Genomic DNA, 14536 nt, shown 5'->3' on the forward strand with positions numbered 1-14536 from the left:
CTTCGTTAACGGGAAGCGGGAAGCCGCTTCGACCACCGGCTGCCGGAGGGCTTCGTTGATCAAGCTCATGTTCGCGGACGACGAGGAACTGGTTCGTTCGGGCCTGCGCGCCATGATGTCCGGGGCCGCGGACATCGAGATCGTGGGCGAGGCGAGCGACGGCAGATCCGCGGTGGAGGTGGCGCGGCGCTACCACCCCGACGTGGCGTTGCTCGACATCAAGATGCGGGCGCCCGACGACGGGATCCGCGCGCTGCGGGCCATCCTCGCGCTGCCGGACCCGCCGATGGTCGCGATGCTGACGACGTTCGACATCGACGAGTACGTCAGCCTTGCGCTGCGGCTCGGAGCCAACGGCTTCCTGCTGAAGGACATCGACCCCTCGGCTCTCCTGCGCGCCATCCGTGATCTGGCCAAAGGCGGTGCCGTGCTGGATCCGGGCGTCGCGGCGCGCATGGTCCAGTCCCATCGCGACGAGCAGCGGGCCGCGCAGCCGGCCCGCAAGCTCCTCGCGAGCCTGTCCGAACGCGAGCGTGAGGTCGTCGCGCTGATCGGGCAGGGGCTGTCGAACGCGGAGATCGGCGGGCGGCTGCACCTGTCGGAGGCCACGGTCAAGGGCTACGTGTCCGCGGTGCTCTCCAAGATCGGCGCCGCCAACCGCGTGCAGGCCGCGCTGCTGGCCTACCGCGGCGGGCTGCTCGACCAATAGCGGATGGTCCTCACCGCGCTCGAGCTGCTCGGGCTGGTGGCGTTCGCGGCGTCCGGGGCGCTGGCCGCGGTCCGGGCGCGCCTCGACGTGTTCGGCGTGATCGTCGTCGGCCTCACCACGGCGCTGGGCGGTGGCATCATCCGCGACGTCCTGCTCGGCATCCACCCGCCGACGACGTTGCGGAACTGGCCGTACCTCGCCGTCTGTGCGGCGACGGCGCTGGTCGTGTTCGCGTTCCACCCCCAGGTCGCGCGGCTGCGGCGCGCCGTGCTGCTCGCCGACGCGCTGGGCCTGGGCGTCTTCGCGACGGCCGGCACGACGATCGCGCTCAACGCCGGCGCAACCGCCTACGCCGCGTGCCTGATCGGCATGACCAGCGGCATCGGCGGTGGCGCACTGCGTGACCTGCTGCTGCGCGAAATTCCGCTCGTCCTCCGCAAGGAGATCTACGCCGTCGCCGCACTCGCCGGGGCCGTGCTCGTCGCGATCGGTCACGCTCTGCCACTGCCGTCGAGCGCGGTCACGGTCGTCGCGGCGGCCGTGGTGGTAACGATTCGGCTGGTGGCTCTGTGGCGGCACTGGAACGCGCCCGTGGCCCGGCCTGGTGATACCGACTCTTTGTGAGTTCTGCGTGTGTTCTTAGGCGGGTCTCAGCACTCTGCGTAAGACTGACGTCATGCGCATCCTTGTGGTGGACGACGATCGAGCCGTCCGTGAGTCGCTCAGGCGGTCCCTGGAGTTCAACGGGTACACCGTCGAGCTCGCCAGCGACGGTGCGCAGGCTCTGGAGACGATCATCGCCAACCGGCCGGACGCGATGGTGCTGGACGTGATGATGCCGCGCCTCGACGGGCTCGAGGTGGCGCGCCGCCTGCGCAGCACCGGCGACGACCTGCCCATCCTTGTCCTGACCGCGCGCGACACCGTCTCCGACCGGGTCTCCGGCCTCGACGCCGGCGCCGACGACTACCTGCCCAAACCGTTCGCCCTGGAAGAGCTGCTCGCCCGCCTGCGCGCGCTGCTGCGCCGCGCCGTGCCGGACAACCAGCAGGGCGAGACGAGTGAGGTGCTGTCGTTCGCCGACCTCACGCTGGACCCGGGCACTCGCGAGGTCCGCCGCGGCGGCCGAGAGATCAGCCTCACCCGTACCGAGTTCGCGCTGCTCGAGTTGTTCCTCTCGTACCCCAAGCACGTGCTGACCCGCGGAAGGATTCTGGAGGAAGTATGGGGTTACGACTTCCCGACGTCGGGCAACGCGCTGGAGGTCTACGTCGGCTATTTGCGTCGCAAGACGGAAGCCGGCAACGAACCGAGGTTGATCCACACGGTGCGGGGAGTGGGCTACGTCCTGCGCGAAACCCCACCGTGACCGACGCCCCCATGAGCACCGCTGTTCCGACCGTCGACGTCACCGACCCGCGCGGCGACCGCTGGGGCACGCGCCGCTTTTCACTGCGCGGCCGGGTGACGCTGCTGGCCGCCGCCTGCGTGGCCGGTGCCGTGGCTCTCGTGTCGCTGGGCGCGTACATGATCGTGTCGAGCAACCTGTACCAGCAGCTCGACGACAACCTGCTCGCCCGCGCCCAGGCGGCCGTGAACTCGCCACCGGTGCAGACGCAGCTCGAACAGGTGCCCGGCGCGTTCCTGGCGAGCGCCGACCTGCAGATCGGCCAGCTCAACGCGTACAGCAACAAGCTCATCTACCCGCAGGCCGGCTCGCCGCCGCCGTACGGTCCGTCGGAGCTGGCGGTCGCCACGGGGGAGTCGCCGCAGTCGCTGCGCACCGACGTGGCCACGGACACGCGCGTGGTCGCACTGCCGTCCGGGCACGGCGAGGCCATGGTGCTCGCGCAGTCGATGGAGCCGACGAAGCGCACGCTCAACGAGCTGGCGGTCGTCCTCTTCCTCGTGGGCGGCGCCGGGATCGTGGTCGCCGCGGGTGCCGGCACGGCCGTCGCGCGCACCGGGCTGCGGCCGGTCGACCGGCTGACGTCGGCCGCCGAGCGCGTCGCCGCCACTGGCGACCTGCGGCCGATCCCCGTGAGCGGTGACGACGAGCTCGCCCGCCTCACCCAGAGCTTCAACACGATGCTCGGTACGGTCGCCGACTCCCAGGAACGGCAGCGCCAGCTCGTCGCCGACGCCGGCCACGAGCTGCGCACCCCGCTGACTTCCTTGCGCACCAACCTGGAGCTGCTGCTCTCGGCCAGCCGGCCAGGCGCCCGCTCGCTGCCGGAGGAGGACCGCGCCGACATCGAGGCCGACATCCGCGGGCAGCTCGACGAGCTCACCCAGCTCATCGGCGACCTCGTGGAGCTCGCCCGCCAGGACGAGCCGCGTGAGCAGACCGAACGCGTGGAACTGGTCGAGGTCGTCGAGCGTGCGCTCGACCGCGCCCGCCGCCGTGCCGGGGACATCGAGTTCGAAGTGGACCTGCAGCCGTGGGTCCTGACCGGGGACAACAGCTCCCTTGAACGGGCCGTGCTCAACCTGCTGGACAACGCCGTCAAATTCTCGCCGTCCGGTTCGCGCGTGCGGGTGACATTGCGGCCCCTCGGCGACGGCACGGCTGTGGTCGAGGTCGCCGACTCCGGCCCGGGCATCGCCGAGGAGGACCTGCCCAAGGTGTTCGACCGCTTCTACCGCTCCTCGGAAGCCCGAACGCTGCCGGGTTCCGGACTCGGCCTGTCGATCGTGAAGCAGGCCGCCGAACGCCACGGCGGCGCGGTCTACGCCATGCACGCCCCGGAAGGTGGTGCGCTCCTCACGATCCGGCTGCCGGGCGCTCCCGGCTGATCCTCGCCCGTCCGGGTGACGTCCCGGACGGCACGTTCCGCACACCGCATGTTTGATCGTGTAGGATTTTGTGTGGTTGATGGTTCGTGCTTGAGGAGTGGTGGGTGCTCGCACGTCAGCGACAGGCGGTGATCCTCGAGGAGGCACGCCGGACCGGTGCGGTCCGGGTCAGTGACCTCGTGGCGCGCCTCGGCGTGTCCGACATGACGGTGCGCCGCGACCTCGACGTGCTCGCCGGCCGTGGCCTGGTCGAGAAGGTCTACGGCGGCGCGACCTCGGTGGTCGGCAAGAGCACCGACGAGCCCGGCTTCGAGGCGAAGTCCGTGCGCCAGCGCGCGCAGAAGGAGGCCATCGCCGACCTTGCCGCCGGCCTGGTCAAGCCCGGCACCGCGATCGGCCTGTCCGCGGGCACCACCACGTGGACGCTGGCCCGCGCGCTCGACCCCATCCCGGGGCTCACCATCGTCACCAACTCCATCCAGGTCGCCGACGTGCTGCGCGCGTCCACGCAGCCCGACCGCACGGTCGTGCTCACCGGCGGCGTGCGCACGCCGTCCGACGCGCTCGTCGGCCCGGTAGCCGTGCACAGCCTGCGCTCCCTGCACCTGGACCTCGTTTTCCTCGGCGTGCACGGCATGGCCGAGGGCGCTGGTTTCACCACGCCGAACCTCACCGAGAGCGAGACGGACCGCGCGCTCGTGGAGGCCGGCCGGCGACTGGTGGTGCTCGCCGACCACACGAAGTGGGGCACCGTCGGCATCTCCACGATCGCCGATCTCGAAGAGGCCCACGTGGTGGTGACCGACGACGGACTTCCCGACTCGGCGAGGGAGAGCCTCACCGAGCGGGTCGGAGAACTGATGATCGCCGAAACGGCGGAGAACCTCGAGGCAGAAGACGCGTGAAACGCACCTTGCGACACCTGGCGGACGGCCGGGAGATCATCTACTTCGACCACGACGGCGAGCACGAGCGCACCGCCGAGGACACCCGCGATCTCCCGCCGGTGGCCGCCGCGTCGGAGATCCGCCTGGACCCGCTGACCCGCGAGTGGGTCGCCATGGCCGCGCACCGGCAGACGCGCACGTACAAGCCGCCGGCCGACCTGTGCCCGCTCGACCCGACGACGCCGGGGCGGCCCACCGAGATTCCGGAGCCCGACTACGACGTGGTCGTGTTCGAGAACCGGTTCCCGTCGTTCTCGCAGAACGCGCACGGCGGTCCGTCCACTGTGGACGAGCTCGGCCTCGTGCCGACGGCGCCGGGCCGCGCGCGCTGCGAGGTCGTGTGCTTCTCCAGCGATCACGGCGGCTCGTTCTCCCAGCTGAGCCCCGAACGGGTGCGCCTCGTCGTGGACGCGTGGGCCGACCGCACGCTCGCACTGGGCGAGACTCCGGGCGTGGAGCAGGTCTACCCGTTCGAAAACCGCGGCGAAGAGATCGGCGTGACGCTCTCGCACCCCCACGGACAGATCTACGGCTACCCCTTCGTCACGCCCAAAACCGAGCGCATGCTCGACGTCGCGCGCGCGTACCGCGAGGAACACGGCCGCGCGGTGATGGGCGACGTGCTGGCGGCCGAGCGGAAGTCCGGCGCGCGCGTGCTCGTGGAAGGCGAGCACTGGACGGCGTTCGTGCCGCCGGCCGCGCGCTGGCCGGTGCACATCCAGGTCGTGCCGCACCGCCAGGTGCCCGACATCCCCGCGCTCACCGGCGCCGAGCGCGACGACTTCGCCCGCGTCTACCTCGACGTGCTGCGCCGCTGCGACGCGCTGTACGACCGTCCGTTGCCCTACATCGCCGCCTGGCACCAGGCACCCGTGCGCCGCGACCGCGACCTGGCGTGGCTGCACCTCGAGCTGTTCTCCGTGTTGCGGGCCAAGGACAAGCTCAAGTACCTCGCGGGTTCCGAGTCCGGCATGGCGGTGTGGATCAACGACGCGACGCCCGAGCAGATCGCGGAGCGCCTTCGCGCCGCGGGCTGAGTACCGGGCGCGGCATACTCATCTCCGAAACACAGGTTCGGCTCAGGAACCTCTCAGGCCCGGCCGCTTAGGTGAGGACATGACCGAGAACGACCCCCACGCGCACGACTCCGCGGCGGGTCGCCAGAACCCGGGTGCCCAGCCGGGCACCGAGGGTCAGGCGGCCTGGAGTCAGCCCACCGCCCCCGGCGCGTCACCCGCGCCCGGGTCCGCCTCCGGTGAGCAGCCCACGTACGGCGAGCAGGCGCAGCAGCAGAACCCCGGGTACGGCACGGCGAACCCGTGGTCCGCGCAGGGCGCGCAGACCGGTCCGATGGGCTACCACAACCCGTACCCGCCCACCGGCGGGACGACGCAGCAGCAGTACGCCGCTCCGGGTACCTACAGCGTCCCCTCGGCCCCTGCGCCCAAGAAGTCCGGCCCGGGCAAGCTCCTGGCGGGCGTCGCCGCGATCGCGCTCGTCATCGGCGGCGTGGCGGGCGGCACCGTCGGCTACCTCACGGGCGGCTCGTCCGGTCCGTCGGTCAACGCGCTCGACCAGCCGAAGCCCGCGCAGCAGACGGGCAACGCGCCGTCCGGCTCCGTCGAGTCCGTGGCGCAGAAGCTGTCACCGAGCGTCGTCGAGCTACAGGTCTCCGGCCGCACGGCCGCGGGTGAGGGCTCCGGGTTCGTGCTCAGCACCGACGGCTACATCCTCACCAACAACCACGTGGTCGAGGTCGCCGCCAACGGCGGCCAGATCCAGGCCGTTTTCCAGGACGGGAAGAAGGCCGCCGCGAGCGTCGTCGGGCGCGACCCGACGACCGACATCGCCGTGGTGAAGGTCAACAACGTCAACGGGCTGACCCCGGTCGAGCTCGGCCGGTCCGACGACCTGCGCGTGGGCCAGCCGGTGGTCGCCATCGGCTCGCCGTTCGAGCTCAGCGGCACGGTCACCTCCGGCATCGTCAGCTCCCTGCACCGGCCGGTGCAGGCCGGCGGCGACGAGACCGACCAGACCACGGTCATGGACGCCATCCAGACCGACGCCGCGATCAACCCGGGCAACTCCGGTGGCCCGCTCGCGAACATGAACGGCCAGGTCATCGGCATCAACTCCGCCATTTACAGCCCCAACAGCGGGCAGGGCGGCCAGGGTGGCGAGGCTCAGGGCGGCAACGTCGGCATCGGTTTCGCCATCCCGATCGACCAGGCGCGCCGTACGGCCAACGACATCATCAAGACCGGCCACGCCACGCAGACGTTCATCGGCGCCAAGGTCGCCGACGCCCCGCAGGGCGGCGCCCAACTCGGTGACATCACACCGGGCAGCCCCGCCGAGAAGGCCGGCCTCAAGTCGGGCGACATCGTCACGAAGATCGACGACCGCACCATCGACAGCGCCGACACGCTCATCGCGGCCATCCGCACCCGCGCCCCCGACGAGAAGGCGACGTTCACCCTCTCCGACGGCCGCACCGTGCAGGTGACCCTCGGCGGCCAGCCCGTACCGGCGAACTGATCGCTCGGCCGCCGTGCGCGGCCGAGACCAACCACGGCTCGACCCCCTGGGCAAGGGGCCGGACCCTTGAAGGCCACGCGCGACCGGACACTCGATGCCGGTCGCGCGTGGCCGTCTGCGTTGCCAGGGCTCTCGGCGACAGCGGCGGCTCGTGCGCTGCCCGGTCGTCGGTGAGCCGCAAAGGGCACTCGGCTCGCCCCGCACCAGGCGTGGCCGATCGTCTTCGGCACTGTGACCAGGCTCTTTGCCTGTCAAGGAAAATTCGTGGGGAATTGATGTTTAGGCCGCGAAACTCGTGGGCATCCCACAACCCGCACGGAGACCTCTCCGTACCGAGTCGGAGGCGGTACGGGGAGGTCTTCGGGCCGTTGCCCGGCTTACTGAGCGGCGACGCTCTTCGGCGCGGGACGGCGCGGCTTCCGGCGAGCGAGCACCATGCGGGCCAACCCGGTGAGGATCACGACGGCCCACACCACCGCCAGCGTTAGCAGCAGCCCCGCCCACGTGTTGCCGTCGTGCAGGCCCGGTTTGGGGATGACGCCGTAGGTGCGCCACAGCAACGGGAACGCGATGAACCCGAGCACGGCCGTCAGCACCGCCCCCACCTGAACCGGCGCGCGCCACGCCACGGGCAGCACGCGCGAGAGCAGCAGACCGAGCACACCCGCCACCGGCGCGAACACGGCGTCGTTGACGATCGGCCCGCCGCCAATCCACAGCACGGTCTTGAAGCTCTCCGGCCACGCGGGCGCGGCGTAGTCGACGAACAGCGACGCGCCGAAGCCCAGCGCCGCCAGGCCCGCCAGCGCGAGCAGGATCCGGATGACCTTCACAGCACCTCCAGCTTTTCGACCCACTTCGTCTGGAGCACGCCGGGACGGCTCGGCGCGATCACCCGGCACGGGTAGCCGTGGTCGACGTCGAGCACCTCGCCGTTGAGCTCCAGCGCCAGCAGGGTCAGGTCGTCTGCCGTGTGCACACCCGGGAGCGTGCTGGCGCCGTACAGGCCGGTCTTGTCGAGCGACGACACGCGCACCTCCGCGCCCGGCTCGGCCCCGACCGCGCGCAGCAGCGTCGGGAAGGAGATCCCACGCCAGCTCGCCATCTGGCTCCAGCCCTCGACGCACGCGATCGGCAGCTCAGCGCTCACCTGCGGCAGCGCCCGCAGGTCGGCCAGCGTGAACTGCTTGGTCCGGCCCCGCGTCACCACCGACAGCCGCCAGTTCGGGTCGACCGCCGTCCGCGTCACGCGCGCCGCGACGGCCGTGCGGTTCACCGGCAGCTTCTGCAGGCCCTTGTCGGTCTTCCACGACAGGCCGGAGACGTCCTTCAGCCACGGCACCGTCGCGCCCGCGGTCGACAGCACCGCCACCCCCGTCGCGATCCACGTGGTCCTCAGGAAACCGCGTCGGGTGAACCCGTAGACCGGCTTCTTCGCGGCCTTCGTCGCCGGTTGTTCTTCGGGCTGAGCTTGCGGCGCCGTCTCGGGCTGTTCTGCCGGCACCGTCTCGCGGGTCAGGGCCCGCCGCACGATCGGCAGTTTCACCGCCACGTGCACCACCACCGACCCGATCGCCACCCACGCCACCGCGTAGTGCACTTCCGGGAAGTAGAAGTTCCACGGGTAGTTCTGCGCGACGTTCAGCAACCCCGAGCTCAGCTCGAAGAACGCCGACCCCGACAGCACCAGGATCGACACCCGCTCGAGCGCGTGCGGCAACGACTTCACCAACGGCCGCTCGAACAGCTTCGGGAAGACGCTCCACAGCTTCGCCAGCAGCAACGGGATCGCCGCGATGCCCGAGATCACGTGCGCTCCCTGCGTCAGGCGGTACAGCCACACCGGACGGCTCGGCCAGAAGAACCACCCCGGCGGGTGCTGGATCAGGTGGCTGAGCAGGCCCGTGACGAAGCAGATGAGGAACGCCAGCCCCAGCAGCGAGCCGATCCGCGCCGTCACGCGCTCGCCGTGCGCCCCGCCCTTGAACTGCTCCTCACGCGGGATCGGCAGTTTCTCGATCCGCTCGTCGACCCGTGCTTTCGCCTGCTCCGCCCGGACTTTCGCGCGCACGGCACCCGCTCGCGCCTGCGCGGCCCGCTCACCGAACCGGACCTGCGCCTCGGACACGCGCGCGTCGAAGCGCTTCCACGCCGCACCGAGCCGGTGTTCCCGTGGTGCCTCGGGCTCTTCGGTGTCCACGGAGCTCTCGGCCCAGTCGCCGTCCGGCCGAGTGTCGTCGATGTGCTGCTCGTCGGTCATGCCTGCTCCAGCCTCGCGAACCAACGGTGGTCCCGGCTCGTGGTCCAGTCCACGCGGAACCCCGCGCGCATGGCCACAGCCGCGATCGCGTCGGCCCCGACCCACGCCCAGCCGAACCACGGCCCCGCCGAACCCGGCAGCAGCCGCACGGCCTCCCGCCGCACACCCTGCCCCAGCGGCTCCAGCTCCACCAGCACGTCCCCGTCGGGCGCGATCAGCTCCCGCATCCGGTCCAGCAGCACGACCGGGTCGCCCCCGATGCCGATGTTCCCGTCGGCCAGCAACGCGTGCTGCCAGCGCCCCTCCCCGGGCAGCGGCATGAAGACGTCCCGCCGCAACGCCACCGCGCCCCGCTCCTGCGTCAGCCGCACAGCCGTGGGCGAGGTGTCCACACCCAGCGCCACCACACCGCGCTTCGCCAACGCCGCCGTGAGCCGGCCCGGGCCGCAGCCGATGTCGAGCGTCGGGCCGTCGCACGCGTCGAGCAGCACGGTGTCGCCCAGGTCACAGCCGTCGGTCCAGCGGTCGACGGGCAGGTCGACCCGGTCGCCGTTGGCGAGCTCCAGCCAGCAGTGCTGCCCCAGCAGCCCGCGGTCGAACTCCGTGCCGGTACTCAGTTTCCTCACGCCACTTCCCGTCCCTCGACCGCGCGCACGGCCGCCGCGAACCGCCCGCTCGGCGCCTCCGCGGCCACGCGCACGGCGTCACCCATCGTGTCCACATCGGACAGTCCCGGCAGCGGGCCGGCCGACAGGCCGACCGCCGCCAGCGCCCGAATCGTGCGAACGCCCGTGTCCGCTTGCGACATCGGCACGCCCGCCAGCACCTGCGCGTGGTGCGGGTCCCTGAGCCCGAGCCCCCACCAGCCGCCGTCTTCCGCCGGCCCCAGCACCGCGTCGTGCACGCCGCGCAGCACGGGCTCGATCGACGCGCTCAGCAGCTCCGGCGTCACCTGCGGGGTGTCCATCCCGATCTGCAGCACCGGCAGCCCGGCGTGCACCGACGCCGTGTCGGCGTGCGCGTTGGCCAGCCGCGCCCCGAAGTCCCAGCCGCGCTGGGCGATCACCGTCGCCCGCCGCAGCGACCGGCCGATCTCGCTCCCGCGCGCGGCCGAGCCCAGGTCACCGGTCATCGCGACCACGGGCAGCGCACCCGGAGTCGCGCACACGGCGTCGAGCGTGTCCAGCAACGCCGCCGCGGCGATCTCCGCGGCCTGCCGCGCTGTCGCCGGCGGGCACAGGCGGGTCTTCGCGAAGCCGGGCACGGGCGCCTTGGCGACCACCAGCACGCAGAACCGGGAGGTCATCGGGCCAGCACCCGCCCGAAGTCGCGGACCGCGCGCAGCGTGCCCCGCACCGACCCGGACACCTTCGACTTCGTGCCCTTCGCGCGCTCCCCGTAGGTCACGTCGAACTCCCGCACCCGCCAGCCCGCGCGTTGCGCACGGATCAGCAGCTCCAATGGGTAACCGAAGGCGCGATCGGTGACGCCCAGCGCCAGCAACGCGTCCCGCCGCGCCGCGCGCAGCGGCGCGATGTCCCGCACGGGAAGCCCCCGGCTGCGCAGCAACAGGGACAGCACGGCGTTGCCCGCCCGCGCGTGCCACGGCCACACACCCGCGTGCGTCGGCACCCGGCGCCCCACGGCGAGATCCGCGCCGCCTTCCACCGCGGCCACCAGGCGCGGCAGGTCACCGAGGTCGAGGGAGCCGTCGGCGTCGGCGAAGCACACGATCTCCGCCGTCGCGGCCTCGAGCCCCGTGTGCACGGCCGCGCCGTACCCGCGGCGAGGCTCGTCCACCACCTTCGCGCCGAGCGCGGCCGCCACGTCGGGCGAGCCGTCCGACGAGCCGTTGTCCACCACGATCGCGCGGAATCCCGCCGGCAGCGCGGCCAGCACAGCGGGCAGCGCGCCCGCCTCGTCGAGGCACGGGAGCACGACGTCTACCTGAAGATCGCTCACCGGGCGTACGCTAGGTCCGTAGTGGACGGTCGGGAAGCCTTGCGGTGCTTACCGAATCATGACGCGTACCCAGTTCTTACCGAGTTCTCACGGCTGCCTCTTCCGGGCCCGTGAGAGGCCTCGACCGGGGTTATCGTGCGGTCGATGAGCGAGTCGACTTCGGCTGCCCGGCTCGCCGAGCCGCCCGCGCCACCACCCGAGCCCCGCCGCGCCGGCGCGCGTGGCGACCTGATCGCGGTCGGCGCCGCCCTCGCGCTGGTCGCCGCCTTGGCCGCCGTCGGGGCCTACTTCAACCGTCCGAACTCCGGCGTGGTGATCTACGCGCCCGCCGCGCCGATCTTCGCCCACTGGCTGCCCCACGTGGGCCCGGGCTCGGTGTTCGCCGTGTTGGTCGCGGCCGCCGTGGTCCTGTGGGGCCCCGCGGTCGCGTCCCGGCTGTCCTGGCGACGGGCCCTCGCCGCCGGGTACGCGACGTCACTCGCCTGGATCTTCTCCCTCGCGATGATCGACGGCTGGTCGCGCGGCTTCACCGGCCGCCTGACCACCCCGCAGGAGTACCTCCACGAGGTGCCCGGCATCACGGACATCCCGCGTTTCCTGCGCGAGTTCAGCTCCCGCATCCTCGACTTCCAGCCGAACTCGTGGACCACGCACGTCTCCGGCCACCCGCCGGGCGCGACGTTGGTGTTCGTCTGGCTCGACCACCTGGGCCTGCGCGGCGGCGCCTGGGCCTCCACCGCCGTGGTCCTGGTCGCCGCCCTCGTGGCCGTCGCCGTGCCGGCCACGGTGTCGCTGCTCGGCCGCCGGAGCGCCGCCCGCGCCGTGCTGCCCTTCGCCGTGCTCTCCCCGGGTGCGGTGTGGCTGGGCGTCTCCGCCGACGGCCTCTTCGCCGGCGTCATGGCCACCGGCATCGCACTGCTCGCCCTGGCCGCGGTCGGCTTCACCCACGGCCGCCGCTACGCCGTGCCCACCGCGCTGGCGGCGGGCGTGCTCCTCGGCTACGGCGCCTTCCTCTCCTACGGCCTCGTGCTGCTCGGCCTCGTTGCGATCGCCGTCGCCGTGCTCGGCCGCCAGTGGCGCGCCGCCGCCCTCGCGGTGGTCGGCGCGCTGGTCGTGGTGGCCGCCTTCGCGCTGGCCGGCTTCTGGTGGCTCGACGGCTATCACCTCGTCGTCGAGCGCTACTACCAGGGCATCGCCATGCTTCGGCCATACTCGTACTGGGTGTGGGCCGACCTGGCCGCCGTCGCCGTCGCTGCCGGCCCGGCGGTGGTCGCCGCTGCTCGCCGCGGGGTCACCGGGGCGTTCCTGCCCGAGTCGCGTCGCTGCCTGCTGCGCGATCCGGTCCTGCTGCTCGGCATCGCCGCCGTGGTCACGATCGTGTTCGCCGACGTGTCCGGCCTGTCGAAGGCGGAGGTGGAACGCATCTGGCTACCGTTCGGCGCGTGGCTACTGCCGATGACGGCCTTGTTGCCCGCACCCGGCCGCCGCTGGTGGCTGGCCGGGCAGGCGGTGACCGCATTGGCGGTCAACCATCTTCTTCTGACGAGCTGGTGAGGTGAGGCATGGAGGACCAGGCCGGACGCGTGCTCGTGGTCGACGACGACGAGACGGTGCGCGACGTCGTCCGCCGCTACCTCGAGGTCGCCGGCTTCACGGTCGACGTCGCGGGCGACGGCGCCGCGGGCCTCGCGCTGTTCGCCGAACGCGACCCCGACCTCGTGGTGCTCGACGTGATGATGCCGGGCATCAACGGCCTCGAGGTCTGCCGGCGCCTGCGCCAGGTGAGTCACGTGCCCATCGTGATGCTCACCGCCCTCGGCGAGGAGGAGAACCGCATCGCCGGCCTCCAGCTGGGTGCCGACGACTACGTCACCAAACCGTTCAGCCCCAAGGAGCTGGCGTTGCGGGTGGCCTCGGTGCTGCGCCGCGCCCGCATGCCGCGTGCCGCCCCACCCGCGCCTGAGCTCGTCGACGGCGACCTGCGTCTGCAGATGACCGCCCGCCAGGCCACCCTCGCCGGTGCGGAGCTGCCGCTGACCACGCGCGAGTTCGACCTGCTCGCGTTCTTCCTCGGCCATCCGGGCGTGGCCTTCTCCCGCGCCGACCTGCTCGAGAAGGTGTGGGGCTGGGATTTCGGCGACCAGTCCACGGTGACCGTCCACGTGCGACGGCTGCGCGAAAAGATCGAACGCGACCCGGCCAAGCCGACGCGGGTCGCCACCGTCTGGGGCGTCGGCTACCGCTACGACCGGGAGCAGTCATGATCAACGCCGGTGAATCCGCCCTGGAGATGTTCAGCCACGTCCTGCACATCCTGCCGTTCGCGCTGCTGTTCGCGCTGCCGGTGGCCGCGGTCGGCGGGCTGGTGCTCTACAAGCTCCGCCACGGCTCGCTGGCCACCACGATGACGGTGCTCGTGCTCATCCCCGTGGTCGCCCTGCTCGTCGGCGTGCTCGGCATCAGTGGCTTCATGTTCACCGAGGCCCTGATGACGGAGCTGCTGGTCTGCCTGCTCGTCGCCCTCGTCACCGTGCCCGCCGCGATCGTGCTCGGCCGCGTGATCGCGCGCCGCAGCGTGTGGGAACGCGAGGCGCGCGAACGCGAACGCGCCGCCGAAGCGTCCCGGCGCGAGCTCGTCGCCTGGATCAGTCACGACCTGCGCAGTCCGCTTGCCGGTATCCAGGCCATGGCCGAGGCGCTGGCCGACGGCGTGGTTTCCGAGCGCCACGAGGTCGCCGACTACGCTCAGCGCATCGGCGGTGAGACCACCCGGCTCTCGGGCATGGTGGGCGACCTGTTCGAGCTCTCCCGCATCACCGCGGGCGCGCTGGAACTCACGATGTCCGCCGTGCCGTTGCGCGACGTCGTGAGCGACGCGGTCGCCGCGCAGTCACCCGTGGCCGAGCGCAAACGCGTGCGCGTGCTGGAGAACGCTGACGCGTGGCCGGTCGTGTCCGGCAGCGACCCGGAGCTCGCCCGAATCGTGCGCAACCTCGTCTCCAACGCCATCCGCCACACCCCGCCCGACGGCACGGTCGCCGTGCAGCTCGACATCGACGGCGACCAGGCCATCCTCGCCGTCGACGACTCCTGCGGCGGCATCCCGGACGACGAGATCGGCCGCGTCTTCGACGTCGCCTTCCGCGGCACCCAGGCCCGCACCCCCGACCGCAGCGGCACGACCTCCGGCGGTGGCCTCGGCCTGGCGATCGCCAAGGGCCTCGTCGAAGCCCACCGCGGTCACATCGGCGTGCACAACCACGGCCCAGGCTGCCGCTTCGAGGTCCGGCTGCCGCTGGCCAAGGTCGCCGCGGGCGTCTGACC

The 14536-nt window shown here is 72.0% G+C and carries 15 protein-coding genes; 10 read left to right on the forward strand and 5 right to left on the reverse strand.

The features are described 5' to 3' along the window. Positions 1–55 precede the first annotated feature (55 nt). From AB0F91_RS01610 to AB0F91_RS01640, 7 genes are all read left to right on the forward strand, one after another. On the forward strand, positions 56–709 hold the full coding sequence (locus AB0F91_RS01610) for a response regulator transcription factor (protein WP_220244425.1): 654 nt from the start codon (positions 56–58) through the stop codon (positions 707–709). A 3-nt stretch (positions 710–712) separates the two neighbouring features. After that, entirely contained in the window at positions 713–1333 is a 621-nt protein-coding gene (locus tag AB0F91_RS01615; protein WP_360593816.1) for a trimeric intracellular cation channel family protein, read from the forward strand. 52 nt (positions 1334–1385) lie between these two features. Then, entirely contained in the window at positions 1386–2078 is a 693-nt protein-coding gene (locus AB0F91_RS01620; RefSeq protein ID WP_360593817.1) for a response regulator transcription factor, read from the forward strand. 11 nt (positions 2079–2089) lie between these two features. Then, positions 2090–3505: a HAMP domain-containing sensor histidine kinase gene (locus tag AB0F91_RS01625; RefSeq protein WP_360593819.1), complete on the forward strand. Its 1416-nt coding sequence runs from the start codon at positions 2090–2092 to the stop codon at positions 3503–3505. Between the two features lie 104 nt (positions 3506–3609). Beyond that, positions 3610–4410, forward strand: a complete 801-nt coding sequence (locus AB0F91_RS01630) for a DeoR/GlpR family DNA-binding transcription regulator (RefSeq protein ID WP_360593821.1) — start codon at positions 3610–3612, stop codon at positions 4408–4410. Further along, the gene (galT, locus tag AB0F91_RS01635) at positions 4407–5489 is read left to right on the forward strand and encodes a galactose-1-phosphate uridylyltransferase (RefSeq protein ID WP_360593823.1); all 1083 of its coding nucleotides are present in this window, start codon (positions 4407–4409) and stop codon (positions 5487–5489) included. Before AB0F91_RS01630 ends, galT begins: the two co-directional genes overlap by 4 nt. A 79-nt stretch (positions 5490–5568) precedes the next feature. Further along, positions 5569–6990: a trypsin-like peptidase domain-containing protein gene (locus tag AB0F91_RS01640; RefSeq protein ID WP_360593825.1), complete on the forward strand. Its 1422-nt coding sequence runs from the start codon at positions 5569–5571 to the stop codon at positions 6988–6990. 377 nt (positions 6991–7367) lie between these two features. Here the strand turns inward: AB0F91_RS01640 and AB0F91_RS01645 are convergent, their stop codons facing one another. The 5 genes from AB0F91_RS01645 to AB0F91_RS01665 are packed head-to-tail and all read right to left on the reverse strand — an operon-like array spanning position 7368 to position 11212. Continuing rightward, the gene (locus AB0F91_RS01645) at positions 7368–7823 is read right to left on the reverse strand and encodes a hypothetical protein (protein ID WP_360593826.1); all 456 of its coding nucleotides are present in this window, start codon (positions 7821–7823) and stop codon (positions 7368–7370) included. Then, a complete protein-coding gene (locus tag AB0F91_RS01650) occupies positions 7820–9250 on the reverse strand; it encodes a molybdopterin-dependent oxidoreductase (RefSeq protein WP_360593827.1) in 1431 nt (476 codons plus the stop codon). The genes AB0F91_RS01645 and AB0F91_RS01650 overlap by 4 nt, the downstream gene beginning before the upstream one ends. Continuing rightward, positions 9247–9876 (reverse strand): class I SAM-dependent methyltransferase, encoded by a 630-nt coding sequence (locus tag AB0F91_RS01655; RefSeq protein WP_360593828.1) that lies wholly within the window; start codon positions 9874–9876, stop codon positions 9247–9249. The genes AB0F91_RS01650 and AB0F91_RS01655 overlap by 4 nt, the downstream gene beginning before the upstream one ends. Then, positions 9873–10556, reverse strand: coding sequence for a DUF2064 domain-containing protein (locus tag AB0F91_RS01660; RefSeq protein WP_360593829.1), 684 nt, complete (start codon positions 10554–10556; stop codon positions 9873–9875). The genes AB0F91_RS01655 and AB0F91_RS01660 overlap by 4 nt, the downstream gene beginning before the upstream one ends. Further along, complete coding sequence (locus tag AB0F91_RS01665; RefSeq protein ID WP_360593831.1) at positions 10553–11212, reverse strand: glycosyltransferase family 2 protein; 660 nt, start codon at positions 11210–11212, stop codon at positions 10553–10555. Before AB0F91_RS01665 ends, AB0F91_RS01660 begins: the two co-directional genes overlap by 4 nt. Before the next feature lie 144 nt (positions 11213–11356). Between AB0F91_RS01665 and AB0F91_RS01670 the strand changes: the two genes are divergently transcribed. From AB0F91_RS01670 to AB0F91_RS01680, 3 genes are read left to right on the forward strand one after another with little or no spacing between them, the layout of a single operon-like run. Beyond that, complete coding sequence (locus AB0F91_RS01670; RefSeq protein WP_360593832.1) at positions 11357–12766, forward strand: hypothetical protein; 1410 nt, start codon at positions 11357–11359, stop codon at positions 12764–12766. An 8-nt stretch (positions 12767–12774) separates the two neighbouring features. Further along, positions 12775–13476, forward strand: a complete 702-nt coding sequence (locus tag AB0F91_RS01675; protein WP_360593834.1) for a response regulator transcription factor — start codon at positions 12775–12777, stop codon at positions 13474–13476. Continuing rightward, complete coding sequence (locus AB0F91_RS01680) at positions 13473–14534, forward strand: HAMP domain-containing sensor histidine kinase (RefSeq protein WP_360593836.1); 1062 nt, start codon at positions 13473–13475, stop codon at positions 14532–14534. The genes AB0F91_RS01675 and AB0F91_RS01680 overlap by 4 nt, the downstream gene beginning before the upstream one ends. The last annotated feature ends 2 nt before the right edge of the window (positions 14535–14536 follow it).

The organism is Amycolatopsis sp. NPDC023774, from assembly GCF_040639695.1.
Classification (GTDB): domain Bacteria; phylum Actinomycetota; class Actinomycetes; order Mycobacteriales; family Pseudonocardiaceae; genus Amycolatopsis.

Excerpts from the sequence above, each read along its gene's own strand:
- AB0F91_RS01615 (WP_360593816.1), top strand. The coding sequence starts at position 713 with ATGGTCCTCACCGCGCTCGAGCTGCTCGGGCTGGTGGCGTTCGCGGCG.
- AB0F91_RS01620 (WP_360593817.1), top strand. The coding sequence starts at position 1,386 with ATGCGCATCCTTGTGGTGGACGACGATCGAGCCGTCCGTGAGTCGCTC.
- AB0F91_RS01625 (WP_360593819.1), top strand. The coding sequence starts at position 2,090 with ATGAGCACCGCTGTTCCGACCGTCGACGTCACCGACCCGCGCGGCGAC.
- AB0F91_RS01640 (WP_360593825.1), top strand. The coding sequence starts at position 5,569 with ATGACCGAGAACGACCCCCACGCGCACGACTCCGCGGCGGGTCGCCAG.
- AB0F91_RS01650 (WP_360593827.1), bottom strand. The coding sequence starts at position 9,250 with ATGACCGACGAGCAGCACATCGACGACACTCGGCCGGACGGCGACTGG.
- AB0F91_RS01660 (WP_360593829.1), bottom strand. The coding sequence starts at position 10,556 with ATGACCTCCCGGTTCTGCGTGCTGGTGGTCGCCAAGGCGCCCGTGCCC.
- AB0F91_RS01670 (WP_360593832.1), top strand. The coding sequence starts at position 11,357 with ATGAGCGAGTCGACTTCGGCTGCCCGGCTCGCCGAGCCGCCCGCGCCA.
- AB0F91_RS01675 (WP_360593834.1), top strand. The coding sequence starts at position 12,775 with ATGGAGGACCAGGCCGGACGCGTGCTCGTGGTCGACGACGACGAGACG.
- AB0F91_RS01680 (WP_360593836.1), top strand. The coding sequence starts at position 13,473 with ATGATCAACGCCGGTGAATCCGCCCTGGAGATGTTCAGCCACGTCCTG.